This is a genomic window from Microbacterium sp. Root553, from assembly GCF_001426995.1.
Taxonomy (GTDB): domain Bacteria; phylum Actinomycetota; class Actinomycetes; order Actinomycetales; family Microbacteriaceae; genus Microbacterium.
Window position 1 is genome coordinate 1323466 of sequence record NZ_LMFY01000001.1, and the last position, 25393, is coordinate 1348858.

24 protein-coding genes are annotated in these 25393 nt (G+C 69.0%); 19 read left to right on the plus strand and 5 right to left on the minus strand.

The window, feature by feature from the left end:
- Window positions 1-95: 95 nt before the first annotated feature.
- Entirely contained in the window at window positions 96-1025 is a 930-nt protein-coding gene (locus tag ASD43_RS16965; RefSeq protein WP_082539288.1) for a helix-turn-helix domain-containing protein, read from the minus strand.
- A 71-nt stretch (window positions 1026-1096) separates the two neighbouring features.
- On the opposite strand from ASD43_RS16965, the gene ASD43_RS06180 reads away from it, so the two are divergent.
- Window positions 1097-1558, plus strand: coding sequence for a DUF3817 domain-containing protein (locus ASD43_RS06180; RefSeq protein ID WP_056414904.1), 462 nt, complete (start codon window positions 1097-1099; stop codon window positions 1556-1558).
- 24 nt (window positions 1559-1582) lie between these two features.
- Here ASD43_RS06180 and ASD43_RS06185 read toward each other — a convergent pair whose 3' ends face one another.
- Window positions 1583-2533, minus strand: a complete 951-nt coding sequence (locus tag ASD43_RS06185; protein ID WP_056414906.1) for an NAD(P)/FAD-dependent oxidoreductase — start codon at window positions 2531-2533, stop codon at window positions 1583-1585.
- A 307-nt stretch (window positions 2534-2840) separates the two neighbouring features.
- Between ASD43_RS06185 and dnaK the strand changes: the two genes are divergently transcribed.
- The 4 genes from dnaK (at window position 2841) to ASD43_RS06205 (ending at window position 6831) form a co-directional block, all read left to right on the plus strand.
- Entirely contained in the window at window positions 2841-4706 is a 1866-nt protein-coding gene (dnaK, locus tag ASD43_RS06190; protein ID WP_056414909.1) for a molecular chaperone DnaK, read from the plus strand.
- A gap of 2 nt (window positions 4707-4708) precedes the next feature.
- Window positions 4709-5350, plus strand: a complete 642-nt coding sequence (locus tag ASD43_RS06195) for a nucleotide exchange factor GrpE (RefSeq protein WP_056414912.1) — start codon at window positions 4709-4711, stop codon at window positions 5348-5350.
- Window positions 5351-5357: 7 nt separating this feature from the next.
- Window positions 5358-6347, plus strand: coding sequence for a DnaJ C-terminal domain-containing protein (locus tag ASD43_RS06200; protein ID WP_056414916.1), 990 nt, complete (start codon window positions 5358-5360; stop codon window positions 6345-6347).
- Window positions 6348-6408: 61 nt separating this feature from the next.
- A complete protein-coding gene (locus ASD43_RS06205) occupies window positions 6409-6831 on the plus strand; it encodes a heat shock protein transcriptional repressor HspR (RefSeq protein WP_056414919.1) in 423 nt (140 codons plus the stop codon).
- Between the two features lie 31 nt (window positions 6832-6862).
- On the opposite strand, the gene ASD43_RS17395 is transcribed toward ASD43_RS06205, so the two are convergent.
- A complete protein-coding gene (locus ASD43_RS17395) occupies window positions 6863-7330 on the minus strand; it encodes a hypothetical protein (RefSeq protein WP_200946573.1) in 468 nt (155 codons plus the stop codon).
- A 183-nt stretch (window positions 7331-7513) separates the two neighbouring features.
- Here ASD43_RS17395 and ASD43_RS06215 point away from each other — a divergent pair, with 183 nt between their 5' ends.
- Window positions 7514-8932 (plus strand): flavin monoamine oxidase family protein, encoded by a 1419-nt coding sequence (locus tag ASD43_RS06215; protein WP_235564049.1) that lies wholly within the window; start codon window positions 7514-7516, stop codon window positions 8930-8932.
- A 116-nt stretch (window positions 8933-9048) separates the two neighbouring features.
- Here ASD43_RS06215 and ASD43_RS06220 read toward each other — a convergent pair whose 3' ends face one another.
- Window positions 9049-9693 carry a Pr6Pr family membrane protein gene (locus ASD43_RS06220; RefSeq protein ID WP_235564052.1) on the minus strand — a complete coding sequence of 215 codons (645 nt, stop codon included), beginning with the start codon at window positions 9691-9693 and terminating at the stop codon, window positions 9049-9051.
- A 206-nt stretch (window positions 9694-9899) separates the two neighbouring features.
- On the opposite strand from ASD43_RS06220, the gene ASD43_RS06225 reads away from it, so the two are divergent.
- From ASD43_RS06225 to ASD43_RS06280, 12 genes are all read left to right on the plus strand, one after another.
- On the plus strand, window positions 9900-10340 hold the full coding sequence (locus ASD43_RS06225; RefSeq protein ID WP_056414923.1) for a DoxX family protein: 441 nt from the start codon (window positions 9900-9902) through the stop codon (window positions 10338-10340).
- Between the two features lie 83 nt (window positions 10341-10423).
- Window positions 10424-11089, plus strand: coding sequence for a GntR family transcriptional regulator (locus ASD43_RS06230; RefSeq protein WP_056414926.1), 666 nt, complete (start codon window positions 10424-10426; stop codon window positions 11087-11089).
- A 113-nt stretch (window positions 11090-11202) separates the two neighbouring features.
- A complete protein-coding gene (locus ASD43_RS06235; protein WP_235564053.1) occupies window positions 11203-12162 on the plus strand; it encodes a tripartite tricarboxylate transporter substrate binding protein in 960 nt (319 codons plus the stop codon).
- 79 nt (window positions 12163-12241) lie between these two features.
- Complete coding sequence (locus ASD43_RS06240) at window positions 12242-12799, plus strand: tripartite tricarboxylate transporter TctB family protein (RefSeq protein WP_082539289.1); 558 nt, start codon at window positions 12242-12244, stop codon at window positions 12797-12799.
- Window positions 12796-14451: a tripartite tricarboxylate transporter permease gene (locus ASD43_RS06245; RefSeq protein ID WP_056414932.1), complete on the plus strand. Its 1656-nt coding sequence runs from the start codon at window positions 12796-12798 to the stop codon at window positions 14449-14451. Before ASD43_RS06240 ends, ASD43_RS06245 begins: the two co-directional genes overlap by 4 nt.
- Entirely contained in the window at window positions 14448-15317 is an 870-nt protein-coding gene (locus ASD43_RS06250; RefSeq protein ID WP_056414936.1) for a dihydrodipicolinate synthase family protein, read from the plus strand. The genes ASD43_RS06245 and ASD43_RS06250 overlap by 4 nt, the downstream gene beginning before the upstream one ends.
- 34 nt (window positions 15318-15351) lie before the next feature.
- On the plus strand, window positions 15352-17049 hold the full coding sequence (locus ASD43_RS06255) for a long-chain-fatty-acid--CoA ligase (protein WP_056414939.1): 1698 nt from the start codon (window positions 15352-15354) through the stop codon (window positions 17047-17049).
- A gap of 112 nt (window positions 17050-17161) precedes the next feature.
- Entirely contained in the window at window positions 17162-18352 is a 1191-nt protein-coding gene (locus ASD43_RS06260) for a DUF4185 domain-containing protein (RefSeq protein WP_056414942.1), read from the plus strand.
- A gap of 166 nt (window positions 18353-18518) precedes the next feature.
- Window positions 18519-19886 (plus strand): ABC transporter substrate-binding protein, encoded by a 1368-nt coding sequence (locus tag ASD43_RS06265; protein WP_045252899.1) that lies wholly within the window; start codon window positions 18519-18521, stop codon window positions 19884-19886.
- Between the two features lie 87 nt (window positions 19887-19973).
- Window positions 19974-20900, plus strand: a complete 927-nt coding sequence (locus ASD43_RS06270) for a carbohydrate ABC transporter permease (RefSeq protein ID WP_045252900.1) — start codon at window positions 19974-19976, stop codon at window positions 20898-20900.
- Window positions 20900-21805, plus strand: coding sequence for a carbohydrate ABC transporter permease (locus tag ASD43_RS06275; protein WP_082539290.1), 906 nt, complete (start codon window positions 20900-20902; stop codon window positions 21803-21805). Before ASD43_RS06270 ends, ASD43_RS06275 begins: the two co-directional genes overlap by 1 nt.
- Before the next feature lie 43 nt (window positions 21806-21848).
- The gene (locus ASD43_RS06280; RefSeq protein ID WP_056414945.1) at window positions 21849-22961 is read left to right on the plus strand and encodes a DUF4185 domain-containing protein; all 1113 of its coding nucleotides are present in this window, start codon (window positions 21849-21851) and stop codon (window positions 22959-22961) included.
- A gap of 48 nt (window positions 22962-23009) precedes the next feature.
- Here ASD43_RS06280 and ASD43_RS06285 read toward each other — a convergent pair whose 3' ends face one another.
- A complete protein-coding gene (locus ASD43_RS06285; RefSeq protein WP_056414947.1) occupies window positions 23010-24143 on the minus strand; it encodes a glycoside hydrolase family 172 protein in 1134 nt (377 codons plus the stop codon).
- 104 nt (window positions 24144-24247) lie between these two features.
- Between ASD43_RS06285 and ASD43_RS06290 the strand changes: the two genes are divergently transcribed.
- Window positions 24248-25234 (plus strand): LacI family DNA-binding transcriptional regulator, encoded by a 987-nt coding sequence (locus ASD43_RS06290; RefSeq protein ID WP_056414950.1) that lies wholly within the window; start codon window positions 24248-24250, stop codon window positions 25232-25234.
- Window positions 25235-25393: the final 159 nt, after the last annotated feature.

The following is a 25393-nucleotide window of genomic DNA, read 5'->3' on the forward strand; positions in this document are numbered from 1 at the left end:
CGGCGTCCGGCACCGGGCACACACTCGGATCGAGCTGACGCGCCGGCCGCTCTCGACAGCGGGCGGCGTGTCGGGGCCAGGCTCGGACGTCGTGCTCAGGCGGGGACGGCGGTCAGCGCCTGAGCCCGCCACGCGGACGGCGTCATGCCGGTGCGGCGACGGAAGGCGCGGCTGAATCCCTCGTCCGACGCGTAGCCCAGCTCGCGCGAGGTCTCGCTGACGGAGCGGCCCTCGCTCAGCATCCGCTTCGCCGCATCGATGCGCACCTCGGTGACGTAGTCGGCGGGGGAGCGGCCGATCGCCGTGCGGAAGCGCTCGGCGAACACGGAGCGCGACATCGCGCCGACGCCGGCGAGGCGCTCGACCGTCCAGTCCTGGCCCGGCTGCGCGTGGATGGCGTCGACGACGCGGTCGAGGAACGGATCCTTCGCCACGGAGGGCCAGCCCTCGGGGGCGCAGCCGTCGGCCGCCCAGGCGCGGATCACGCTGAGCAGCACGGTCTTCGCCATGACGCGGCAGATCACGGGATCCCCCTGGCGTTCGGGCGACGACGGCGGATCGGTCGGGCCCATGCTCGCCGCGAGCGCCGCCGCCGCCGGTTCGAGCGCGTCGAACGACATCACGGTGATCGGGTCGGGGAGAAGTGCGGCGAGCCGGGACGCACTGTCGGAGAACTCGAGCTCCACCACCACCAGATCGGAGGCGGTGTCCGCTCGCAGCGCGACCGGTGTCCGGCCGAGCGTGAGGAACGCGTCGCCCGCGAGGAGGCTCGCGCGCAGCGGCCGTTCGTCGATCGCCACGACCGTCGCCCCGGCGCTGGTCGTGCGGTCGACGTCGAGGCGGCATCCGACGGTGGAGGGGGGATGCCCGCTCACCGACCCCGCGGCGATGTAGACCAGGGTGGCCGCTCCCGACGGCAGGGGCAGACGGTCGCCGTCGGCCAGAGCGACGCGTCGGGCCACTCCCACACGCAGGTCGACGGAGTCGAGCACCCGCCCCAGAGCTGTGGATTCGACCGTCACCATGCCTTCGGCAACGCCGGGGGCGGCGGCGCTATTCCGGATACCCTGGAAGGCCCCCCCACCCGAGGAGTCCCGTGTTCCGTACGCCCGACCGCCTGTACCGGGTCCTCGCGATCGCGGAGGCGATCACCTGGACCATCCTGATCTCGGCGATCATCGCCCGTGCCGCGGGTGCGCCGGGCATCGTGGTCACCATCGGCGGGGGCATCCACGGCTTCGTCTTCCTCGCCTACGGGGCGACCGCGATCCTCGTCGCGCTGAATCAGCGCTGGCACGTCGGAGTCGCCGTCCTCGCCGTGGCGAGTGCGATCGTCCCCTATGCGACGATCCCGATGGAGATCTGGCTGCAGCGCACCGGTCGCCTCGCGGGCGCCTGGCGGCGAGAGCAGACCGACGACCCGCGCGACGCCCGCTGGTACGACCGTCTGATGCGGTGGTTCCTGATCCGGCCGTTCGTCCTCGTGCTGCTGCTCGTGGTCGCCATCGTCGCGCTGTACGTCGTGCTGCTTCTCGCAGGCCCTCCCGGCGGCAAGTGACCGGATGCCGGTCGTCCGACGCGGTCAGTGCGCGGTCGTGATGCCGACGGCGTCCTGCACCAGCACCGAGGCGACCCTCGCGCCGGCGCCCGCGGCGACGATGAGCTGCTGCGGGCCGGGGATCGCCGCGTCGCCGGCCGCGTACAGACCGGGGATGTCGGTGCGCCCCGAGCGATCGGTGACGAGGTGGCCGTCGTGATCGACCGACGGGGCGAATCCGCGCAGGAACGACAGGTCGGTCTCCCACTGCGGGCGCACGAAACCGCCGTCGATCGCGACCTCGGTGCCGTCCTCCAGTCGGATCGCCTCGATGCGGCCGCGGTCGCCGACGAGTTCGGAGATCGGATGCCGCGCGACGGCGACTCCGGCTGCGGCGAGCTCCGCCTCCTGCGCCACCGTGACGGTGTCGGCGCCGAGAGTGAACACGGTCAGGTGGTCGGTCCAGCGTGAGATGAGCCGTGCGCGGTCGGTGAGGTCGTCGGTCGTGCCGATCAGCGCGAGGCGTCGCCCGCGCATCTCCCAGGCGTCACAGGCCGCGCAGCTGAACAGGCTGATGCCGTAGAAGCCGCGCAGGTTCGGTGCCTCGGGGAGCGTCTCCCGCAGGCCGGTGGCCAGCACCACCGAACGCGCGGTCACGACCCGGGCGGGATCCCTGCGTCCGACGGACGCCGTGAATCGCGCCGCCTCGGCATCCGCGGCGCCGTCCGATCGTTCGAGAGAGAGGACCCGGACGCGGGTGCGCACCTCGATGTTCGGGTACGCCGCGAGCTCCTCGCGCGCGATGCGTCGCAGTTCGTGCGGGGGTACGCCGTCGCGGGTGAGGAAGCCGTGCGAGTTCAGGGTGGCCGCGTTGCGCGGGCGGTCCGCGTCGACGAGCAGCACCCGCATGAGCGATCGGCCGAGGTTGAGTGCGGCGGAGAGCCCGGCGGGGCCACCGCCGATCACGAGCGCGTCGTATGCATCGGTGTCGGTCATGCGCACTCCCGAGAGACGGGCGGTGCGCGCGGTGCGGTCCGACGCGGGTGCGCCGACCAGGGCGGCGCCGCCGGCGGACGCGCTCGCGGGTCGAGTCGTCCGTTGCCTCCCATCCTGCCATCTTCCGAGTGAGGGTGCCCTAACAACGACGAGTCCGGCGTACTCCTCGGCAAAGTTGAGCCAATTCATATCAACTTTGTTTGACACCTCCGAGGCCCCCGGCTACAGTTGAGTCATCGCGACTCAGGTTTTCCCGATCGCCCAGAGTTTTCCGAACCACATCAACCTCGCAACAAAGGAGAATCACATGGCACGTGCTGTTGGAATCGACCTCGGTACGACGAACTCCGTCGTCAGCGTCCTCGAGGGTGGCGAGCCGAAGGTCATCGCCAATGCCGAAGGCTTCCGCACGACCCCGTCGGTCGTCGCCTTCACGAAGGACGGGGAGGTGCTCGTCGGCGAGACCGCGAAGCGCCAGGCCGTCACGAACGTCGACCGCACCATCGCGTCGGTCAAGCGCCACGTCGGCACCGACTGGACCTTCGACGTCGACGGCAAGAAGTGGACGCCGCAGGAGATCTCCGCGCGCATCCTCCAGAAGCTCAAGCGCGACGCCGAGTCGTACCTGGGCGACACCGTGACGGATGCCGTCATCACCGTTCCCGCGTACTTCAACGACGCCGAGCGTCAGGCCACCAAGGAGGCCGGCGAGATCTCGGGCCTCAACGTCCTGCGCATCATCAACGAGCCCACCGCCGCCGCTCTCGCCTACGGCCTCGACAAGGGCAAGGAGGACGAGCTCATCCTGGTCTTCGACCTCGGTGGCGGAACCTTCGACGTCTCCCTCCTCGAGGTGGGCAAGGACGACGACTTCTCGACCATCCAGGTGCGCTCCACCTCGGGTGACAACCGCCTCGGCGGAGACGACTGGGACCAGCGCCTCGTCGACCACCTGATCAAGCAGTTCAAGGAGACCACCGGCGTCGACGTCTCGGGTGACAAGATCGCCCTGCAGCGTCTCAAGGAGGCGGCGGAGCAGGCCAAGAAGGAGCTCTCCTCCTCGACCTCGACCAGCATCAACCTCCCGTACCTGTCGCTGACGGAGTCCGGACCGGTGTCGCTGAGCGAGACCATCACCCGCGCCAAGTTCGAGGACCTCACCAAGGACCTGCTCGACCGCACCAAGAAGCCGTTCGAGGACGTCATCCGCGAAGCCGGCATCAAGGTCGCCGACATCGATCACATCGTCCTCGTGGGCGGATCGACGCGTATGCCCGCCGTCGCCGAGCTCGTCAAGCGCGAGACCGGCAAGGAGGCCAACAAGGGCGTCAACCCCGATGAGGTCGTCGCCGTCGGTGCCGCCCTGCAGGCCGGTGTCCTCAAGGGCGAGCGCAAGGACGTCCTCCTCATCGACGTCACGCCCCTCAGCCTCGGCATCGAGACCAAGGGCGGCATGATGACGAAGCTCATCGAGCGCAACACGGCCATCCCGACCAAGCGCAGCGAGACCTTCACCACGGCCGACGACAACCAGCCGTCCGTCGCGATCCAGGTCTTCCAGGGCGAGCGCGACTTCACCCGCGACAACAAGCCGCTCGGCACGTTCGAGCTCACCGGAATCGCCCCGGCTCCCCGCGGCATCCCGCAGATCGAGGTCACGTTCGACATCGACGCCAACGGCATCGTGCACGTGTCCGCGAAGGACAAGGGCACGGGCACCGAGAAGTCCATCGTCATCTCCGGCGGCTCCTCGCTGTCGAAGGAGGACATCGAGCGCATGGTCCGTGAGGCCGAGGAGCACGCGTCCGAGGACAAGGCCCGTCGCGAGGCCGCCGAGGTCCGCAACCAGGCCGAGACGCTCGCGTACTCGATCGACAAGCTGATCACCGAGAACGACGACAAGCTGCCCGAGGACGTGAAGACCGAGGTCAAGGCCGACGTCGACGCGCTCAAGGCGGCACTGGCCGGCGAGGACGACGAGGCCGTGAAGACCGCGTTCGACAAGCTGAACCAGTCGCAGGGCAAGATCGGCGAGGCCATCTACGCACAGTCCCAGGCCGAGGGCGCCCCGAGCGCCGACGCCGCGGGCGAGGCTCCGGCCGATGACTCTTCGTCCTCCGACGAGGATGTCATCGACGCCGAGGTCGTGGACGACGAGGACGAGAAGAAGTAATCATGACGGACAAGAACTTCGAAGGTGACGACGAGGTTCGCAGCGAGGGGTCGGATGCGCAGAGCACCGGCCCTTCGCCGCAGAACCCCGACTCGCGCGAGGCCGCGGCGGCAGAAGGATCCGATGAGACGCCGGTCGACGGCGCGCCGGACGATCTGACGGTCGACGACATCCTCGGCGCGACCCAGACCGGCGAGGCGGCGGCAGAGGATGCTGTGCTCGCCGATCTGGAGTCGACGCTGCTGAACGACCTCAAGCGTCTTCAGGCCGAGTACGCCAACTACCGCCGCCGCACCGAGGAGCAGCGTCAGGTCGAGAGCGAGCGGGCGAAGGGCGAGGCCGCCAAGGGCCTCATCCCCGTGCTCGACGACCTCGACCGCGCGGCCCAGCACGGGGATCTCGTCGAGGGCACCCCCTTCGCCGTGATCGCGGGCAAGGTGCGCGCCGTGGTCGAGCGGCTCGGCGTGGTCTCGTACGGCGAGAAGGGCGAGGAGTTCGACCCCCAGCGCCACGAGGCCATCTTCCAGCAGCCCACCCCCGGCGCCGACAAGACCACGGTGCTCGAGGTCGTCGAGGTGGGCTACCGCCTCGGTGACGTCGAGCTGCGTCCCGCGAAGGTCGTCGTCGCCGTACCTGCCGAGTAGGTGATCTATGGCTAGCCAGGACTGGTTCGACAAGGACTTCTACAAGACCCTCGGGGTCTCGAAGGATGTCAGCGACGCCGATCTCAAGAAGACGTACCGCAAGCTCGCTCGCAAGTATCACCCCGACTCCAATCAGGGTGATGCGACGGCCGAGGCGAAGTTCAAGGAGGTCAGCGAGGCGTACTCGGTGCTCTCCGACGCCGAACAGCGCAAGGAGTACGACGAGATCCGCGCGATGGGCTCGGGTGCCCGCTTCACGGCGGGTGGCTCGGGTGCGGGCGGCTTCGAAGACGTCTTCAGCCGGTTCGGGCAGCAGGGGCGCGGGCAGCAGCAGTCCGCCGACTTCGAGGACATCTTCGCGATGTTCAACCAGGGTCAGGGCGGGCCGTTCGGCTCCGGCCGCTTCGGGCAGACGTCCGGAGGGTTCCGTGGCTTCGGCGGCCCCCAGAAGGGTGCCGACGTCACGGCGCGCACGACGCTCGACTTCGCGACAGCGGTGCAGGGCGAGACGATCAGCCTGCAGGGCGACGACGGCAAGCCGTTCAAGGTGAAGATCCCCGCCGGTGTCGCCGACGGTCAGAAGATCCGGCTGCGCGGACGCGGCAGGCCCTCGCCGGACGGCGGGGAGAACGGCGATGTCGTCGTGCAGATCGCCGTGCGACCGCATCCGGTGTTCACCCGCGAGGGGCTCAACCTGCGCGTGGTCGTGCCGGTGACGTTCACCGAGGCGGCCCTCGGCGCGACGATCGAGGTGCCGACGCTCAGCGGCGACACCGTGAAGCTCCGCGTCGCTCCCGGCACCCCGTCGGGCCGTGTGCTGCGGGTCAAGGGACGCGGTGTCACGACGACGAAGGGAACGGGCGATCTGCTTGCCGAGCTGCAGATCGCGGTGCCGACGCACCTCGATGAGGCAGCCAGGGAGGCTCTGGAGAAGTTCCAGTCCCTGGAGCCGTCCGAGAACCCGCGTGCCGAGCTCATGGCGAAGGCGCGCCGCTAGAAGATGACGACGAGGATCGCGAACACCGAGGCAGGAGGGATTCACCGTGACTGAACGACGAATGGATGCCGACACCCCGGTGTTCGCGATCGCCGTCGCCGCTGAGCTCGCCGGCATGCACCCGCAGACGCTGCGACAGTACGACCGCATCGGCCTCGTCGTGCCCGGCCGCACCTCCGGCGGCTCGCGGCGGTACTCCCGCCGCAACATCGAGCAGCTGCGCGAGGTCGCCCAGCTCTCGTCCGAGGGAGTGAGTCTCCCCGCGATCGCGCGCGTGCTCGATCTCGAAGACGAGAACCGGATGCTGCAGCGACGGGTGGCCGAGCTCGATGCGGCACTGCGCGCAGAGCGCGAGAACCGTCCCGGCGTCCGCGTGTTCGCGGCAGGGTCCGCCGGCGTCATCCCGATGCCGGGTGGCCGTCGTCTGCGCAGGTCGACCGACGTGGTGCTCTGGCGCCCCGGCAGCGGCAGCGGCCGCGGCTGAGATAGTCTCCGATCGCTGCCGACGTCGGCAGTCAGGCTGCTCCGAAGAACCGGGTCGCGATGTCGGCGACTTCTTTGTCGAGCGTGTCGATGCGACCGTTCAGCTGTGAATCGAGTGCATCGATCCTGCTGCTGAGCCGCCCTTCGACACCGTCGATCTGGCCGGTGAGGCGRTGGTCGAGTGCGTCGATCTGGCCGGTGAGGCGGTGGTCGAGTGCGTCGATCTGGCCGGTGAGGCGGTGGTCGAGTGCGTCGATCTGGCCGGTGAGGCGATGGTCGAGTGCTTCGATCTTGCCCGAGAGGGTGCCGTCGAGTGCTTCGATCTTGCCGGAGAGGGTACCGTCGAGCCGGCCGATGCTGCCGGTGAGGGTGCCGTCGAGCCGGCCGATCTCGGCTCGGATCACTCTGCTGAACTGGGTGGTCATGACCGTCACCACTCCGATCATCACCGCGCCGAACACTCCGATGAGTGTCCAGATCTGAGGGTCGTTCATCGCCATGTCTCCATCCTCCGAGCGTCGAGCCAGAATGGCAGTGTGATGTCGCTCGCCGATGGCGACCGTCCCGATCCCCACTGCTCGGGGGAGAGTTCGAGTGCTCTCCGCGTCGGTGCAGGAGAGGTCCGCCGGCGGCATGCCGCACGCGCGTCCATCCGCGCGCGGTATCGTTGCGACACGATGAGGATGACGCGTCGCACACTGCTGATCGGCGCCGGAGCCGGTGTTCTCGGGGTCCTTCTGGCCTCCTGCACGCCCGAGCCGGCGCCGTCGCCCACGCCCGACCGCTCGCCGACGCCGCAGCCGACCACCGACACGATCACGCCGGCGGCGTTCGCGCGCAGCGCGTGGTCGACCGACGCCTTCGCGCTCGGTGCGGCCAGCTTCACCCCGGTCGGGGTGCTCGCCGGTGCGCGGGACGCTCTGGCCGAACCGATCGACGAGCGCCTGTTCTTCGCCGGTGAGGCGACCGACACGGAGGCCCCGGGTACTGTCGGGGCCGCGATCCGTTCGGGAGAGCGCGCGGCCGCACAGCTGCTGCGCGCCGCCGATCGAGGGGAGCGCGTGGCGATCATCGGCGCGGGTCTCGCCGGAGCGACGGCGGCCTCGCTGCTCGTGGCCGACGGGCTCGAGGTGACGGTGTTCGAGGCGCGGGATCGCGTCGGCGGACGCATCCAGTCGGTCGTGGACGACGACGCCTGGCCGTTCCCGGCCCAACTCGGGGGCTGGCTGCTCGGCGCATCCGACGCCGCACTGATCGAGACGCTCGACACGCTCGACGTCCGCACCGCCCCGATCGCCGGCTCCTGGTGGAGATCGGGCGAGGGCGATGTCGATGCGCCGTCGGTCGATCCCATCGAGTCCGCCATCACGGCCGCGCAGCAGGCGCTGACCGACTCCTCGCTCGAAGACGCGCTCGGCGCCGCCGGCGTCGATGTCGAGGAACCGGGGCTCGCCGCGCTCCTCGCCGCGATCGCAGCCTCCTCCGGCTCCGATGCCGACGCGCAGTCGACCTGGTTCCCCCCGGCGCTCCCCGCGGAGGGAGACGTGGCGCCGCTCGGCGACCTGACCCCGGTCTTCGACACCCTGCTCGAGGGCGCCCGGCTGAGCCTGTCGTCGCCCGTCGGACGCGTCGCCTACGACGAGGCGGGCGTCAGCCTCGGCATCGCATCCGGGGAATCCCTGTCGTTCGACCGTGTCCTGCTCACCGTGCCGCTCGGCGTGCTGCAGAGCGACGGCATGCAGTTCGCCCCGGCGCTGCCCTTCGGGCATCGAGGGGCGATCGCCGACCTGGGCATGGGGCGCATCGAGACCGTATGGCTGCGCTTCGACGACCCCCTGGCGACGGCTACGCCTCCCGAGGGGGCCGCAGGCGCGCAGGGCGACGATGCGGATGCGGATGCGGATGCGCCCACCGTCTGGCATGCGGTCGGCGGCGATGCGCTGATCCGCACCTGGGTGAACCTGCAGCCCGCGACCGGGGAGAACGTGCTCGTCGGGATCGTCGGTGGCGATGCGGCGGGCGAGTTCGCCGAGCTCGACGACCAGAAGGCCCTGGAGGCGGCGATCTCCTCGCTCACTCCCTTCCTCGCCACGACGCCCTGACCCCCTGCACGCTCTGACCTCGCACGGCTGAGCCCTGACCCCGCGGGCCCTCGCCTCGCGAACGGCTACGCCCTGATCCCGCTCACCCTGACCCCGCACCGGGCGGGCCGCGTGCGTCACACCTCGGGGCGTTCGCCGCCGCGCCGGCGCATGCGGCTCACCAGCACGATCACCGTGGCGACCAGGGCGAAGATCGCGAGTGCGATACCGCTGGTGAGCAGGAACTCCGGCGGACCCGACACCTGACGCGGGTCGAGGAAGTAGTACGGGTACCAGCCCACCGAGGGGCCGCGCCACAGGGTCACGCCGCCCCATGCGAGGGGGAACGCGAGCGCCGTCGGAACCACCCACCACGGCACGCCGCGGTGCCCCGGCGTGAGGACCCAGGCGATCGCGGTGCACGCGGGCAGCCAGAAGTGCAGCACCTGATCCGACCAGGGCACGTCGACGCGGATGCCGCGCAGACCCGCCTGCCAGACGATCAGCGCGAACGCGAGTCCTGCGGTGATCGTCCAGGTGAGCACGAGGGCCAGCGACACGGTGAACCACCGCGGATCGGTCGCGCGGATGAAGGCGAGCACCGTCCCGGTCAGCAGGACCACCACGAGCGCGCAGTTGGACTGCACCGTCAGATAGGCGAAGAAGTTCTCGCCGGCGATCGTCCGCGAGCTCAGTCCCCAGAAGAGACGGTGCACGAGCGCGACCGTGCAGACGGCGGCTGTGACCAGGCGCAGCACGCCGAAGAGCGATCGTGCCCTCACCTTCGCCCCTGCCCCTTCCCGGCTGCGCCCATCGTCGTCCGGACGCGAACCGCGCCATCCGGCGAGTCTACGGAAGGTGTCGGGCGGCGAGCGCGTCGCGCGCTGCACACAGGAGAGGGAAAGGTCGGTTTCCTAGCGTGGAGAGAAGGGATCCACCCTGCTCCGCGCCTGGCGCGCGGTGTCCTGCCACGAAGGAACATCTCCTCATGACGAACACCACCGCCCCCTCCGCCGCCGCCTCGCTGGGACTCCTCGTCCTGCGCATCGTGGTCGGCGTCATCTTCGCCGCCCATGGCGCGCAGAAGATCTTCGAGTACACGATTCCCGGCACCATCGGCAGCTTCGAGGGCATGGGCATCCCGTTCCCCGAGATCGCCGCGCCTCTGGTCGCGTTCGTCGAGCTCATCGGCGGCATCCTGCTCGCCCTCGGTCTCTTCACGCGCCCGGTCGGCGTCATCCTCGCGGTCGACATGGTCGTGGCGCTGTTCGCCGTGCACCTGCCGGCGGGGCTCTGGGTCGGTGAGGGCGGATACGAGTTCGTCGCCGTGCTGGGCGCCGCCGCCCTCGCGCTGGCGTTCAGCGGTGCAGGCCGCTTCTCGCTCGACGGCGCGTTCCTGCGCGGACGGGCCCCGGCCTGGCTCAGCTGATCACGAGCAGGATCGCGAACGGGGAGTGCCGGAAGGCGCTCCCCGTTCGTGTGTATGCTGTCGACAGTTAACAGGAGGTCACCGTGACAGAGTCCGTCAAGCGCGGGGAGTCCCTCGGAGTGCAGGTCGCTCAGGTGCTCCGCCAGCGCATCGTCCGCGGGGAGCTCGCACCGGGAGCCCGCATCACCGAGGAGGCGCTGGCCGAGGAGTTCTCGGTGAGTCGCGGTCCGATCCGCGACGCGCTCACGCAGCTGAGCTTCGAGATGCTCGTCGAGGTGCAGCGCCCTCGCGGCGTCTACATCACCGGTCTTTCGCAGGACGACGTCGATCAGCTCTACAGCCTGCGGGGCGCCCTCGAGCAGCTCGCGCTCTCGCGGGCGATGCGGGTCGAGGACGACGAGCGGTGGGCCTCGATGACCGCAGCGGTCGAGCGGATGGGGGCGGCGGCAGACAGCGGCGATCATGCCGCCTTCGTCGCCGCGGACCTGGAGTTCCACTCCCAGATCTACGCGCTCGCCGACCACCCGCGCCTGCAGGGGGCATGGAGCCAGTACCTGCCGACCTTCACCGCGCTCCTCGAGGTGACGATCAATCACGATGACGATCTGCATGAGTCGTCGGACGACCACGTGCGGCTGATGGACGTGATGCGCACCGGCACCCCGAAGCAGGCGGCCGCCGTGCTGACCGCCCACCTCGACGGCGCCAGGGATCGGATGCTGAGCGAGCTCGCCGACCGACCCGCCTGATCACGATCCGGGGGCCTCGGCACCTTCGGGTGTTGACTGTTAACAGTAAACGCTGCTACGGTCTGAGAGTCGACAACAAGGTCGACCCACGTAGAGGAGCAAAGATGCCCCGCATGCGCATCACCCGGGCCGCCGCCGCGATCGCGGCCGTCGCCGCCACCGCCCTCGTCCTGTCGGCCTGCACGAAGGTCGAAGAGGGTGAGGATGCGGCATCCGCCTTTCCCGAGAACGACATCCGCCTGATCATCCAGGCGAACCCCGGCGGCGGCTCCGACCTGTCGTCGCGTGCCCTCGCCACCGAGCTCGAGGGGATCCTCGGCGTCAGCGTCATCCCCGAGAACATGCCGGGCGCGGCAGGCGCCCTCGCCATGGAGTACGTCGGAGCGCAGGACCCCGACGGCTACGTCATCGGATTCGCCCCCGTCGAGATCGCGATGCTCAACACCACCCAGAGCGCCAACGTGCTGCCGGATGACTTCGACCTGCTGGGTCAGATCATGCTGGCTCCCGGCGTCATCACGGTCGGCGCGAACAGCGGCATCGAGTCGCTGGAGGACCTGGTCGACCGGGCGAAGTCCGGGGCCGTCACGGTCGCGAACTCCGGCGCCGGATCGATCTGGGAGGCGGCGACAATCGGCCTCGGCGATGCGACCGACGCGACGTTCTCGCCCGTGCCCTACGACGGTGGCGCGACGGCGGTCGCCGCCGCGGCATCCGGCGAGACCGTCGCCGCGGTGTCGGGGCTCGGTGAGGCGCTGGCGCAGGGCGAGGCCGTGCGCATCCTCGGCGTCATGAACGATGAGCGTCACCCCGACGCGGAAGACGTGCCCACCGTCGACGAGGCCATCGGCGAAGACGTCGTCTTCGGCGGCTGGGGCGGCATCTACGCCCCCAAGGGCCTGCCCGACGACGTGAAGAGCGAGCTCGAGTCGGCCGTGAAGCAGGCGGTCGAGTCCGACGGCTACCAGACCTTCCAGAAGGATGCCGGCAACCTCGTCGTCTACCGCGACTCCGCGGAGTGGACCACGTTCGTGAACGAGCAGTTCGACCTGTTCAAGGACCTCCTGGGCTGACCGGCCCGGGACCGCGGGGCCGGGCTCATCTCCGGCCCCGCATCACCCACGCCGTACATCGCACCAGGGAAGGAGCATCATGTCGCACACCGATGTCGCGAACCCGGCCGCACCGGACGAGAACCCGGCCGCGCCGGACGAGCACCAGGGCGCACCCGCCTCCCGGCCGCTCGAGATCGCCTTCGGGGTCGTCGCCCTGGCGTTCAGCGCCGGGTACCTCTTCCTCTCCACGCAGATCCCGCTGCGCCGTGAGGCCGCACCCGGTCAGATCGATGCCCGCTTCTGGCCGATGGTCATCGCGGTCACCGCCGTGGTCATCGCGCTCGCCGTGCTCGCGGTGGCCCTCACCCGCCCGGCCCCCGGTCGCGAGGATCTCGACCGCATCCAGTCCGGAGGGATGCTCCGCGTCATCGCGACCCTGGCGATCTCCGGCGTCTTCATCGCCGTCTGGTCGCTCGGAACCGTCATCCTGTTCGGCTATCGCATCGAGGTCTTCCCGGTCGCCGCCGCGCTGCTGATGGCCGCGCTCATGCTCCTCTACGGCCACCGCCGCTGGCTGAGCCTCATCATCTACTCCGTCTCCGTCACGGCGTTCGTCTACGTCGTGTTCGGCATGCTCCTGAGGATCCCGCTGTGAACGCGCTCATGGAGGGGCTGAACTCGCTCCTCGACATCTCGATCCTGCTCTACATGCTCGTGGGGCTCCTGCTCGGCTTCATGGTCGGCGCCTTCCCCGGCATCACCGCGACCATGGCCGTCGCCCTCGCCGCAGGGTTCACGATGACCCTCGAGCCCGTCCAGGGCCTCGCCGTGCTGCTCACGATCTACGTCGCGGCGAACTTCGGCGACAGGGTGCCCTCGATCCTCATCAACACCCCCGGCACCCCGGCATCGATCGCCACCACGCTCGACGGCTATCCGATGGCCAAGCAGGGCAGAGCGGGCCTCGCGCTGACGATCTCGGCGATCGTCTCGGCCGTCGGCATCCTCGCCTCGCTCGTGCTCTTCGCCGTCGCCGCGGTGCCGATCGCGAGCTTCGCCCGCGACTACTTCAAGTCTCCCGAGCTGTTCGCGCTGGTCGTCTTCGGCATCTCGATCATGATCGGCATCTCGTCGAAGTCGATGCTCAAGGGCATCCTCGCCGGTCTCTTCGGCCTCATGCTCGGCACCGTCGGGACGTATGCGGCCACCGCAGACCAGCGCTTCACGTTCGGGGTGCTCGAACTCGTCGAGGGCGTCAACTTCATCGCCGTGATCATCGGCCTCTTCGGCATCGCCGAGCTCTTCGATCAGCTGCTCACGTACCGCAAGAGCAACGTCCGCCCCATCTCGAGCCTCGGCCGCTGGTGGCCGAACCGCTCGGAGCTGAAGCAGAGCGGCCGTGCGACCGCGGTCGGCGGTGCCGTCGGCCTCGGCGTCGGACTCATCCCCGCCGCGGGTGGCGACATCGCAGGACTCATCGGCTGGGAGCGCGCGCGCAAGGCGTCGAAGCACCCGGAGATGTTCGGCAAGGGATCCATCGAGGGCGTCGCCGCCTCCGACACGGCCTCCAGCGCCACGCTCGGCGGTTCGCTCACGACCACGATGGCGCTCGGCATCCCCGGCGACTCGGTGATGGCCGTGATGATCGGCTCGATGATCATCTGGGGCATCACGCCCGGCCCGACCCTGTTCACCAACCGCCCCGACCTGGTGGTCTCGATCGTCGGGATCATGCTCGTCGCGACGCTGCTCTCACTCGCCCTGAGCCTCGTGCGCATGAAGGGCATGGTGAAGCTGCTCGACGTGCCCCAGCCGTACCTGTGGAGCGGCATCCTGATCTTCTGCATCATCGGCACGTATGCCACCTCGAACAGCCTGTCGACCGTCGTCACGATGCTCGTGTTCGGCGTCATCGGGGTGATGCTGAAGCGGATGCAGGTGCCCGCCGGGCCCATCGTGCTCGGCCTGCTGCTCGGCCCGCTGGCCGAGGAGAATCTGGCTCGCACGCTGGCGATCCTTCCGACGCGTCCGTTCTTCGAGGTCGTCAGCCCGATCGCGCTCGTGCTGCTCGCGCTCGCCGTGCTCTCGATCGTGATGCCCGCGATCCGCGCCGCCCGCTCTCCCCGCAGAGAACGGGCCTCGCTCGAGGACTCGATCCTCTCCGCATCGACGGTCGAGCAGATCGAGAAGGCCCATGGCGAGCTCGCCGCGGACCCCGACCTGCTCACCTCGACCGTCCGCAACGTCGACACCTCATCCCGTGCGAGCCGCAGGGCGCGCAAGAACTCCAAGGAGACCGAGAAGTGACCCGCTACGACATCGTGACCGCCGTTCCCACGGCGTTCCACCGCGACGGCAGCCTCGACCTGGAAGGCTCGCGTGCGATCTTCCGCTTCGTCGGGCAGTCGGGCAACGAGGGCGCGTTCGTGCTCGGCACCACGGGGGAGTTCCCCGCCGTCGACGTCGCGGAGTTCACCGCGCTCGTGGGTGCGGCCCTCGAGGAGCTCGCCGACAGGATGCGCGTGATCGTGCACGTCGGCCAGCCCAGCACCTTCGAGGCCGTGCGTCTCGTCGAGATCGCCAAGGGTCTCGGCGCGACGGAGTTCGCCGCGCTCACCCCGTACTACCTGAAGTCGACCGAAGACGCGATCTTCGATTACTACCGAGCGGTGTCGGATGCCGTCGGCGACGGGCGCCTCTACGTGTACATCTACCCCGCGCGCAGCGGCAACACCGTCTCGCCCGATCTTCTCGTGCGCCTGGCCGCGCTGCCGAACGTGGTGGGAGCGAAGCTCAGCGAGCTGTCGCTCGACGAGATCGCCGCGTACCGCGCCGTGGTTCCCGCCGACTTCGACCTCTATACCGGTGCCGACCGCGACCTGATCGCTGCGGTGCAGGTGGGTGCGCAGGGCGTCGTCTCGGGTGTCTCGTCGGTCACCCCGAAGCCGTTCCGCGCTCTCGCGGATGCCGGTCGCTCGGGCGATGCCGGCGCGATCGCCGCGGCCCAGGCCGCGGTCGACGACGTCGTGTCGCTGATCGGCGGGGACATGGCGCGCATGAAGGAGGCGTACCGCGTGCTCGACGTGGTCGACACGCACTGCCGCATGGCGATCGCCGAGCCGTCCGACGACGAGCGTGCCGCCGTCGCCCAGGTGGTCGCGGCGCACCGGTAGCGATTCTCACAGCCGGGTCGGGGAGGATGGGGTCATGCCCGCGAACTCGCATGACTCCCGGCCCTGGCTCGACTCGTATGCCGCGGGCGTGCCCGCCGAGATCGACGCGCCGACGCAGACCCTGTCGGAGATGATCTCGGCGAGTGTCGCGACCTACGGCCGTCGGCCGGCCCTGGAGTTCTTCGGGGCGGTCACCACCTATCGCGAGCTCGGAGACCGGATCCTGCGCGCGGCCGAGGGGCTGCGGCGCCTGGGCGTGAGCCGAGGCGACCGGGTCGCGCTGGTGCTGCCGAACTGCCCGCAGCACGTCATCGCGTTCTACGCCGCTCTGCGACTCGGCGCCGTGGTCGTCGAGCACAACCCGCTCTACACCGCTCGAGAGCTGCGCCACCAGTTCGAGGACCACGGCGCGAAGGTGGCGATCGTCTGGAACAGGACCGTCGACACGATCGCCGAGTTCCCGTCGGATCTGCGGGTCGAGCACATCGTCAGCGTCGATCTGACCGAGGCCATGCCCGCCTCGCAGCGCATGCTGCTGCGGCTGCCCGTCCCGAAGGCCCGGGCTGCCCGCGCGAAGCTCACGGCCGCGCCGAAGACACGACGGGCGCTGCCCTGGAAGAAGCTGGTCGATCACCGCCCGCTCTCGCGTCGCATCGAGGGCCCGACGCTCGATGACACGGCGCTCCTGCAGTACACCAGCGGCACGACCGGCATCCCCAAGGGAGCGATCCTCACGCACGCGAACCTGCGGGCGAATGCGATGCAGGGACGCGCGTGGGTGCCGGGCCTGGTCGACGGCGAGGAGACCTTCTACGGGGTGCTGCCGCTGTTCCACGCCTACGGCATGACGCTCTGCCTGACCTTTGCCATGAGCATCGGGGCGAAGCTGGTGCTCTTCCCGACGTTCGACCTCGGGCTGGTCACGAAGGCGGCGCGCACGAGTCCGCCCACGTTCCTGCCCGCCGTACCGCCGATCTACGACCAGCTCGCCCGTGCGGCGGCGCGTGGCACGATCGACCTGTCGACGGTGCGATTCGCGATCTCCGGGGCGATGAGCCTGCCGGTGGCGACGGTGCAGAAGTGGGAGGAGGCGACCGGCGGTCTCCTGGTCGAGGGCTACGGCATGACCGAGAGCTCGCCCGTCGCCCTCGGGAACCCGATCGGTCCGAGCCGGCGCCCCGGCACCGTCGGAGTGCCGTTCCCCAGCACCGAGATCCGCATCGTCGATCCCGCCGACACCGACGTCGACATGCCTGCGGGCGAGCGCGGCGAGCTGCTGCTGCGCGGTCCCCAGGTCTTCCAGGGGTATTGGCGGCGTCCCGGTGACACCGCCGATGTGTTGCTCGCCGACGGCTGGCTGCGCACCGGCGACATCGCCGAGGTCTCGGCCGACGGGTTCGTCACGATCGTCGATCGCCTCAAGGAGCTCATCATCACCGGCGGCTTCAACGTCTCGCCCACCGAGGTCGAGGACGCACTCGAGGCGCACCCCGATGTGGTCGCCGCGGCCGTGGTCGGCCTGCCCCGCGCGAGCGGAGGCGAGGAGGTCGCCGCCGCGGTGGTGCTGCGAGACGGCGCGACACTCGACGCCGGGGCCCTGCGTGACTTCTGCCGCACCAGGCTCACCCCCTACAAGGTGCCCAAGCGCGTGGTCGCGGTCGACGAGCTGCCGCGGTCGCTCATCGGCAAGGTGCTGCGTCGCCAGGTGCGCGATCGGATGCTCGACGACTGACGCGGACGTTCCGACGGCGGAGCCGCCCGCGGACGGATCCCCTCGCGAGGGCTGGTTTTCTGAAATCGATTTCGCTAGGTTCGGGGCACAGCAACGCTGATCGAGGAGGATCATGCACCGTGTCGCACCGACCCCCGTCCCCACCCCTCCGACCGTCCGTCGGCGCCGCCGTCGTCTCGCCGCGGCCTCCGTCGCGGTCGTCCTCGCACTCGCCGGCTGCTCCGTCGCCGGGGGAGGGGAGCAGTCGGTGAGCGTCGACCCCGATCCCGACCGGCCGTTCGTGCTGGAGGGGGTCTCGAACCTCGCCGAGATCGCGCAGCTCACCGGTCCCGACGCCATGAACGACACCGCAGCGGTCTCGGTCGCCGGCACCGATCTCGGCTCGATGGTGAACCTCGGCGACCGCACGTTCTTCCTCTTCGGCGACACGTTCGGCGAGCGTGATCCCGAGTCGATCGGCGGCCAGGGCGGATTCTGGCGGTCGAACGTCGCGGCCTGGACCACCGACGACGACCCCTCCGACGGCATCGACTTCGAGGGCTGGGTGGAGGACGACATCGGCCTCGCCGCCGCGCTGATCGAGGGCGATCACGACGCGAACGGCGCCGAGGGTGAGGTGACGAAGATCCCCACATACGGATTCACGATCGGCGAGACGATGTACGTGTCGTACATGTCGGTGCGCTTCTGGGGGGAGCCCGGTGCCTGGGATGCCAACCGTGCCGCGCTCATCGTCTCGCGGGACGGTGGCGAGAGCTGGCAGCCGGTCGAGGGCGTCGAGTGGCCGGGGGACTCGAACTTCGTGCAGGTGGCGACGGCGCGGGTGAGCGAGGGCGGCACGGACTGGATCTACTTCTGGTCCATCCCGTCCGGTCGTTTCGGCAGCGTGCATCTCATGCGCGTCGAGGCGACGGAGGATGCGGTCGAGGACCAGTCCGCCTACTCGTACTTCGCCGGAACAGAGGGGGAGACGCCGCGGTGGAGCTCTGACATGGCGGACGCTGCGACCGTCGTCGAGGGCACGATCGGCGAGCTCTCGGTGATGTGGTCCACCTATCTCGAGCGGTGGATCATGACGTACTCGGATGCCGGGAACGCGTACATCCGCGAGGGCATCACGCCCTGGGGGCCGTGGGGCGAACCGCTGGAGCTGGTGTCCGGCAGCGACTACGAGGGGCTGTACTCGCCCTACCTGAATCCGCGGTACGTCACCGAGGACGGGCGTCGGATCCACTTCACCCTCTCCCTGTGGGGGCCGTACAACGTCTTCTGGTTCTCCGCGGATCTGGACCGCGTCGACTGAGAACGGTCGGCGAGATCGCTCGCGAATTCGCTTGCGCATGAAATCGATTTCGCTTACTGTGGCGCATACCCGATCACCGATGATCGTCAGGTTCGGCCGGAGCCCGCCGGTGACAGCCGGACACACAGCAGCGACTCGATGAGGAGTCCGTTCCTGAGGAGGAACCATGAGAATCACCCCACGCACGCGCAGGGCGGCGGTCGCCGCAGTCGGTGCTCTCACCGTCGGAGCGATGCTCGCCGGCTGCGGGTCCGGAACCCCGGGCGAGTCCGCCGGCGGCGACGGCGCAGAGGCCGGCGTCACCACGATCCAGTTCTGGCACCGCAACTTCACGCCGGTCGAGAACGAGTGGTACGAGGGCATCATCAAGAAGTTCAACGACTCCCAGGACGAGATCAAGGTCGTCGGCACCCAGGTGCCCGGTGACGCGTGGGATCAGAAGATGAAGGCCGCGCAGGCGGCGGGCAAGGCCCCCGACATCTACACCCACCCCGGCAGCATCCAGGATGCCGTGAACGCCGGACAGCTGCACGAGCTCGACGGCATCGTCCCCGATGACGCCCTGGCGGAGATCTCGGATGCCGCCAAGCCGGTGTCCGAGATCGACGGCACGTACTACGCCTACCCCCTCCTGCTCGAGCCGCAGGCCGTGCTGTTCTGGAACACGGACATGCTCGACGCCGCCGGCGTCGACGCCGACCAGGGCCCGACCACCTGGGACGAGCTGCTGGACGCCTGCGCCAAGATCCAGCCCACCCTCGGTGACGGCCAGTACTGCATCTCACCGGCACAGGACGCCGCGACCTTCGCCTGGTCGACCGTGGGCCAGCAGTACAACTTCGCGGGGCACACCGCGCTCAACGACGACTGGACCGGGCCGAACATCGACGACGACGGCTACCGCGACATGATGGCGCAGTACAAGACGCTGTGGGACAAGGGCTACATGCCCAAGCAGCCGCTCGCCGACTACGGCGGAGGCAAGGACTTCGGCGAGCAGAAGGTCGCCTTCAAGGTGTCGGGATCGTGGATGCTGTCGGAGATCGGCTCGGACTACCCCGATGTCCTCGACAAGACGGGCATCGGCGCGATGGTGAGCTCCAGCGACGCCGACGGCCGCACGTCGACGACACTCGGCAACTTCAAGTGGGTCATCGACGCGAAGACCAAGAACGCCGAGGCCGCGGGCACGTTCCTCTCCTGGGCCATCGCCGGTGATCCCGAGAACCTCGTGCCGTTCTTCGTCGACACGCAGTTCACCAAGGCGCCGGTGCGCCAGTCCGTGCAGGATGCCGTCGCCGCCGACCCCGCGGCGGCCGACGCCCCCTGGTCGTCGATCATCACCGAGGACATCGCCCCGAACGCGATCCCCGAGCCCACCTACCCGTGGGACGTGTCGCTCGCGGTCGGCACCGCGTTCGAGTCGGTCATGAAGGGGTCCGCGTCGCCGGATGCCGCGATCGACACCGCGGACAAGGCGATCCAGACGGTCATCGACCGCGAGGGTCTCGCCGACAAGGCACCCAGCCAGTAGCCCGTGCCGTTCCGGGGGTCGGCGTGCGCGCCGACCCCCGGAATCACGCAGTGGACGAAGACAGCGAGAGAACGGGTGGAGTGAACGATGGTCAGTGCAGTCTCGACGGAGCGGCGGGCGGTGAGACACCGCGCGGATGCCCGGAAATACCGTGACACGAAGGTCGCGTACCTCTTCCTCCTGCCGGTGGTCGCCCTTCTCGGCATCTTCGTGGTCTGGCCGGCGATCTACGCCGGATTCCTCTCCTTCCAGAACTGGAGCTTCTACAAGGACCCGGAGTTCGTCGGGTTCCGCAACTTCACCGCCGTTCTGAGCGATCCGCTGTTCTGGGCGTCGGTCGGCCGTGGATTCGCGTTCGTCGCGATGACCGTGCCGCCCATGCTGCTGCTGGCGTTCTTCTTCGCCAGCCTCGTCGTGAGCGTGTCGCGCCGCTTCGCCGGCATCCTCAAGGTCAGCATCTACATCCCGACGATCATCTCCTCGGTCATCACCTCGATCGTCTTCGTGCTGATGTACGACTACTCGGGCGGACTCCTCAACTGGTTCCTCGGGATCTTCGGCATCGACCCCATCGCGTGGATCGGCGACCCGGCCTGGGCGCTGCTCGCGATCGCGATCCCCGCGATCTGGCTGGGCATGGGGCTGACCTCGCTCATCATGGTCGCCGCGATGGTCGACATCCCCACCGAGTACTACGAGGCGGCGGCGATGGAGGGGGCGAACTGGTGGCAGAAGACGGCGTACATCACGCTGCCGCAGATGAAGAACATCATCCTGTACCTGCTGATCACCGGGTTCGTCGCCGCGATCCAGCAGTTCGAGCTGCCGCTCGTGATGACCGGCGGCGGTCCGCTGGACTCGACGACACTGCCGAACCTGTTCATCTTCAACCACTTCCGCAACGACATCAACGTCGGCTACTCGATCGCCGCCGCGCTGGTCATGTTCGTCGTGCTCGGCACGGTGTCGGCGATCGTCTTCAAGTTCGTCAACTCCGAGAGGCTGGTGGACTGATGGTCACCATCGCGCCGCAGGACACCACGCGCGCCATCGTGCTCGCCGGCACCGAGCCGTCGCGTCGATCGCACCTGCCGAAGACCCCGGGCTCGTGGATCACCGTCATCGCCAAGCTCCTCGCCGGGGGCGTGTTCCTCGTGGCGGCGCTGTTCCCGCTCGCCTGGATGGTCATCGCCGGGTTCAAGTCGAAGACGGAGGTCATCCAGACCCCGTTCCAGTTCTTCCCCGAGGTGTGGCGCTGGGAGAACTACGCCCAGATCCTCGCCGACCCCACCTTCACCCGCACGATGCTGTGGACCTTCGGCGGAGCGGTGCTCTTCACCTTCCTGAGCCTGACGATCAACTCGCTCGCGGCCTACGCGTTCGCCCGGCTCGACTTCCGGTTCCAGCGGACGATCTGGGTCATCGTGATCACGACGATGTTCATCCCCGGCATGACGATCCTGCTGACGAGCTTCATCGTCGTCACCCGGCTGTCGATGCTCGACACGCTGGCCGTGCTCGTGCTGCCCGGGGCGGCGAGCGCCGGCACGGTGTTCTTCATCCGGCAGTTCTACCTGAACATCCCGGCCAGCCTCGAGGAGGCGGCGATGCTCGACGGATGCGGTCGCTTCGCCATCTTCGTGCGCATCTTCCTGCCGCTGTCGAAGCCGCCGTTCGTGGTCATGGGCATCACCTCTTTCCTCGCGTACTGGAACTCCTACGTCTGGCCGATCCTGACGATCACGACCCCCGAGCGCTTCGTGGTGCAGCAGTTCCTCGCGACGTTCCGCTCGGAGCGCACCAGCGAGCTCGGGCTGCTCATGGCGGGCTCGGTGCTGGCCGCCGCGCCCGTGATGATCCTGTTCCTCGTCTTCCAGCGCCAGATCATCGGCAACATCAAGATGGCCGGGCTCAAGTAGGCCGGCCGACAGAGAGCGACACCCACACGGAAAGAGGTCGACGATGACCGAACAGCACACACCTCCGCTCATCTCCCGCCGCGGCATCCTGCAGGGCGCGCTCGCGCTCGGCGCCGGGATGCTGGTCGCACCCGCCGTCGGCATCGGCGCCGCCGCCCCGGCATCCGCCGCAGGCCCGCTCACGGTGTCACGGATCACCGTGCTCGCCGGCACGCAGAGTCCCGTGCAGTACGGAATAGGGGCGACCGACCTCGGCATCCCCGCCCGCACTCCCGATGGGCGGATGCTGTTCATGTTCGGCGACACCTGGGCGGACGCGGTGGGAGGTGCGAACTGGCGCTCGCCGGTCGCGCTGTACTCGTCGTCGACGAACCTCGAGGCCGGGGTGACGTTCGACGGCGCCGCCGGGGCGGGCGCGAACACCCAGGGCACCGCTCCCCAGCTCTGGTACTACCCGCACGATGCGTACTTCACCACGGTGATCCCCTCGGACGTGATCACGATCGGATCGCGCATGTACCTGCACGCGATCGTGAACGGGCCGCAGTTCGGGGCCGTCCGCTGGACGGAACTGTGGAAGTCGGACGACAACGGTGCCACCTGGCAGCACACCGGGCTGCAGTTCCCGGCGGACATGGCCGGTGGGAAGTTCCAGTGCATCACCTGGGGTCTGGGCAGCGACGGCTACGTGTACATCTACGGCACCGGGTTCCAGCGCGACAAGGGCATCGTGCTCTACCGGGTGCCGTCGAACAGCATGACGACTCTCTCGGCGTACCAGCCCTGGGGTTTCGCGAACGGCTCGTGGGGATGGGGCAAGCCGGTCACGGAGGTGCTCTCCGGCGGGTTCGGCGAGATGTGCCTGCGACCGCTCGGCGGCAAGTGGATCCTCACATGGTTCAACGCCCCGGCGTACCGGATCGACGCGATGGTGCTGAACACCCCGACCGACAATCTGTACATCGCGACCAAGACGACGCTGCTGTACGGCAGCGAGTGGGGGCAGGAGGATGCCTCGCACGTGGCGCAGCTGTACGGCGGGTACATCATCCCCGGGTCGACGCTGTCGGACCTGCACCTCAGTGTCAGTCAGTGGAAGACCGCCGACAACAGCGTGTACCACTCCGAGCAGTTCCGAGTGCAGGGGCTCGTGTAGACACTGCGCCGGTACGGTGTCGGGTGCCGCGCCGTGATCCCGGCCGCCTCAGTCCTGCGGGGCGCGTGGCGGGGTGGCGCCGATGTCGGGCACCGGAGCCGTTCCTAGGTGCACCTCCAGGTCGTCGGCCGACGGCGTCTTCGGGCGCCGCGCGGTCGGCCGGTCGAGGTAGAACAGCGCCGTCGAGGCGATGTCGTCGCGCAGGGGCAGATAGCGCCATCCGCTGCGCCATCCGAGCGCCTGGATGTCGACCTTGGGGATGCCGGTCGCGAAGTGGATCGGGTCGAGCAGGTGCCAGCGGTACATGCCGAACCGCTGCTGGCTCACGTACAGCCCGTCGGGCCTGATGACCTGCGGCATGCCGAGGTACGGGGTGGAGAACTCGGTGTAGCCCGTGCCGGGGATGTCGAAGTTCCACGCGCCGCCGAAGTAGTCCTCGGTGCCGGTTCCGGCGATCGTCGGATAGTCGGTGTCGTCGTCGAGGTAGAACTTGATCTCGCCCTCGCCCCACCATCCGTTGGAGTTCACGCCCCAGGCGATGTATGTGCCGACGTACTGGCCCTGCCCCTCGATGCCCTCGAGGATCACGTGCGGGGTGCGGTCCTCGAGCGGGTTGGAACGCCGCCACTGCGCGTGGAAGTACGCGTCGGTCGAGTGGTCGCCGCCGATCTCGTACGTGACCTGGAAGTAGATGCGCACGTCGACCGTCGAGGTGTTCTCGATCGTGAGGCGCGCCCCGTCGCGGAAGGGCATCGGCCAGTACGAGTTGAAGCCGCCGTGCGGGTTCGCGGCGATCGTCTGCGAGTTCACCTGGGCGAACACGCCCCAGCCGTTGCAGAAGAAGTCGCCGTACGGCACCTCGACCGCCGGCTCCTCGGCGCCGTCCCAATAGGCGCGCAGCAGCAGGGTGCGCCAGTTGTCGGTGTGGGTCGTGATCCAGATGTGGGTGATCTTGCCCGCGCCCTCGATGTTCGCGAGGTCGAAGGTCGCGCCCGCCTTGACGTCGACGCTGGGGGAGATCTTCCAGCCGGGCCCGAGGTCGCGGGCGCAGGATGCGCCCGTGCCCTCGGTGGCCCGGCCTCCGCCCCCAGCGGATCCGTCGAAGTTCTCAGGGGAGATGGAGCGGGTCTGGACCTGTCGCAGCGTTGCGAGGGTCGCGAGATCCGAGGCAGCAGAAGTCATGGGCGCCAATGTAATCGATTTCACCCGAGAACTCCAGAGATCGGAGGCGTGCGCGATACTGTTGCTTCACATCCGGTGCAGCCGGACGAAGCAGTGAGGTTCGAATGGCCACGATCTACGACGTCGCGGAACTGGCGAAGGTCTCTCCCGCCACAGTGTCGCGCGTGTTCAACGGGACGAGCGTCTCGGAGGACAAGGTCGCCGCCGTGCGCGACGCGGCCGCGAAGCTGAACTTCACCCCCAACCGCACGGCGCGGACCCTGCGGAGGCAGAGCTCCGAGGTCATCGCCCTCGTGATCCCGGACATCGAGAACCCGTACTTCACCGAGATGGCCCGCGGGGTCGAAGATGTCGCCTCGGAGGCCGGGTACTCGGTCGTGCTGTGCAACTCCGACGCCCAGGTCGAGAAGGAGGCCACGTACCTGCGGATCGCGATCGCCGAGCACATGTCCGGCATCATCATCGCGACCGCCGACGAGACCTCGAACCTCGACAGCATCCTGGCGACCGGTCGTCCCGTCGTGGCGGTCGACCGCAGCACGACCTACGACGTCGACGGCGTCGTCATGGCCAACCGCGCCGCGGGCGCATCGGCGGCGAAAGACCTGCTCGGAGCCGGTTACCGACGCATCGCCTACATCGGCGGCCCCGAGCACATCGACACGGCCGCCGAGCGCGCCGCGGGCTGGCGCGCGGCCATGGGGTCGGCGCATCCGGAGCTCGATCTCGACGAGCTGGAGCGCTTCGCCACCTTCCGGGTCGACGGCGGGCGCGCCGCGATGGAGGAGCTGCTCGCGCTCGCCGACCCGCCGGACGCCGTGGTCGCCGGCAACAACCTCATCGGCGTCGGGGCGATCCAGGTGCTGACCGAGCGGGGGCTCACCCCGCCGGAGGTCGGCGTCGCGGTGATCGGCTCGCTGCCCTTCACCACCCTCTCCCCGACCGCGGTCACGGTGGTCCGCCTGCCCGCTCGGCACATGGGCGTCACGGCGGCGCGGATGCTGCTCGACCGCATCGGCGGAGACACGCAGCCCTCGCGCACGGTGGTGCTGCGCAACGAGATCCAGCCCGCCAGCGCCGTCAGGGCCTGACCCGCCGCCACGGCGATGCGGGGATGTCTGCACATCGTCTTGCGCCTTGAAATCGATTTCGCGTACAGTTGCGGGAGATTTCAGAATCATGAGCATCGGTTTCAAGGAGGACGCCATGCGCCGCACACCCGGGGCCCCATGGGTCGAGTCCGGAGCGTC

Bases quoted from the DNA above. Each gene is read 5' to 3' on its own strand.
- ASD43_RS06275 (WP_082539290.1), top strand. From the start codon at position 20,900: ATGGTCACCATCGCGCCGCAGGACACCACGCGCGCCATCGTGCTCGCC.
- ASD43_RS06200 (WP_056414916.1), top strand. From the start codon at position 5,358: ATGGCTAGCCAGGACTGGTTCGACAAGGACTTCTACAAGACCCTCGGG.
- ASD43_RS06240 (WP_082539289.1), top strand. From the start codon at position 12,242: ATGTCGCACACCGATGTCGCGAACCCGGCCGCACCGGACGAGAACCCG.
- ASD43_RS06280 (WP_056414945.1), top strand. From the start codon at position 21,849: ATGACCGAACAGCACACACCTCCGCTCATCTCCCGCCGCGGCATCCTG.
- ASD43_RS06290 (WP_056414950.1), top strand. From the start codon at position 24,248: ATGGCCACGATCTACGACGTCGCGGAACTGGCGAAGGTCTCTCCCGCC.
- ASD43_RS06270 (WP_045252900.1), top strand. From the start codon at position 19,974: ATGGTCAGTGCAGTCTCGACGGAGCGGCGGGCGGTGAGACACCGCGCG.
- ASD43_RS06205 (WP_056414919.1), top strand. From the start codon at position 6,409: ATGGATGCCGACACCCCGGTGTTCGCGATCGCCGTCGCCGCTGAGCTC.
- ASD43_RS06235 (WP_235564053.1), top strand. From the start codon at position 11,203: ATGCGCATCACCCGGGCCGCCGCCGCGATCGCGGCCGTCGCCGCCACC.
- ASD43_RS06215 (WP_235564049.1), top strand. From the start codon at position 7,514: ATGACGCGTCGCACACTGCTGATCGGCGCCGGAGCCGGTGTTCTCGGG.
- ASD43_RS06185 (WP_056414906.1), bottom strand. From the start codon at position 2,533: ATGACCGACACCGATGCATACGACGCGCTCGTGATCGGCGGTGGCCCC.
- ASD43_RS06225 (WP_056414923.1), top strand. From the start codon at position 9,900: ATGACGAACACCACCGCCCCCTCCGCCGCCGCCTCGCTGGGACTCCTC.
- ASD43_RS06265 (WP_045252899.1), top strand. From the start codon at position 18,519: ATGAGAATCACCCCACGCACGCGCAGGGCGGCGGTCGCCGCAGTCGGT.
- ASD43_RS06285 (WP_056414947.1), bottom strand. From the start codon at position 24,143: ATGACTTCTGCTGCCTCGGATCTCGCGACCCTCGCAACGCTGCGACAG.
- ASD43_RS16965 (WP_082539288.1), bottom strand. From the start codon at position 1,025: ATGGTGACGGTCGAATCCACAGCTCTGGGGCGGGTGCTCGACTCCGTC.
- ASD43_RS06195 (WP_056414912.1), top strand. From the start codon at position 4,709: ATGACGGACAAGAACTTCGAAGGTGACGACGAGGTTCGCAGCGAGGGG.
- ASD43_RS06260 (WP_056414942.1), top strand. From the start codon at position 17,162: ATGCACCGTGTCGCACCGACCCCCGTCCCCACCCCTCCGACCGTCCGT.
- ASD43_RS06255 (WP_056414939.1), top strand. From the start codon at position 15,352: ATGCCCGCGAACTCGCATGACTCCCGGCCCTGGCTCGACTCGTATGCC.
- dnaK (WP_056414909.1), top strand. From the start codon at position 2,841: ATGGCACGTGCTGTTGGAATCGACCTCGGTACGACGAACTCCGTCGTC.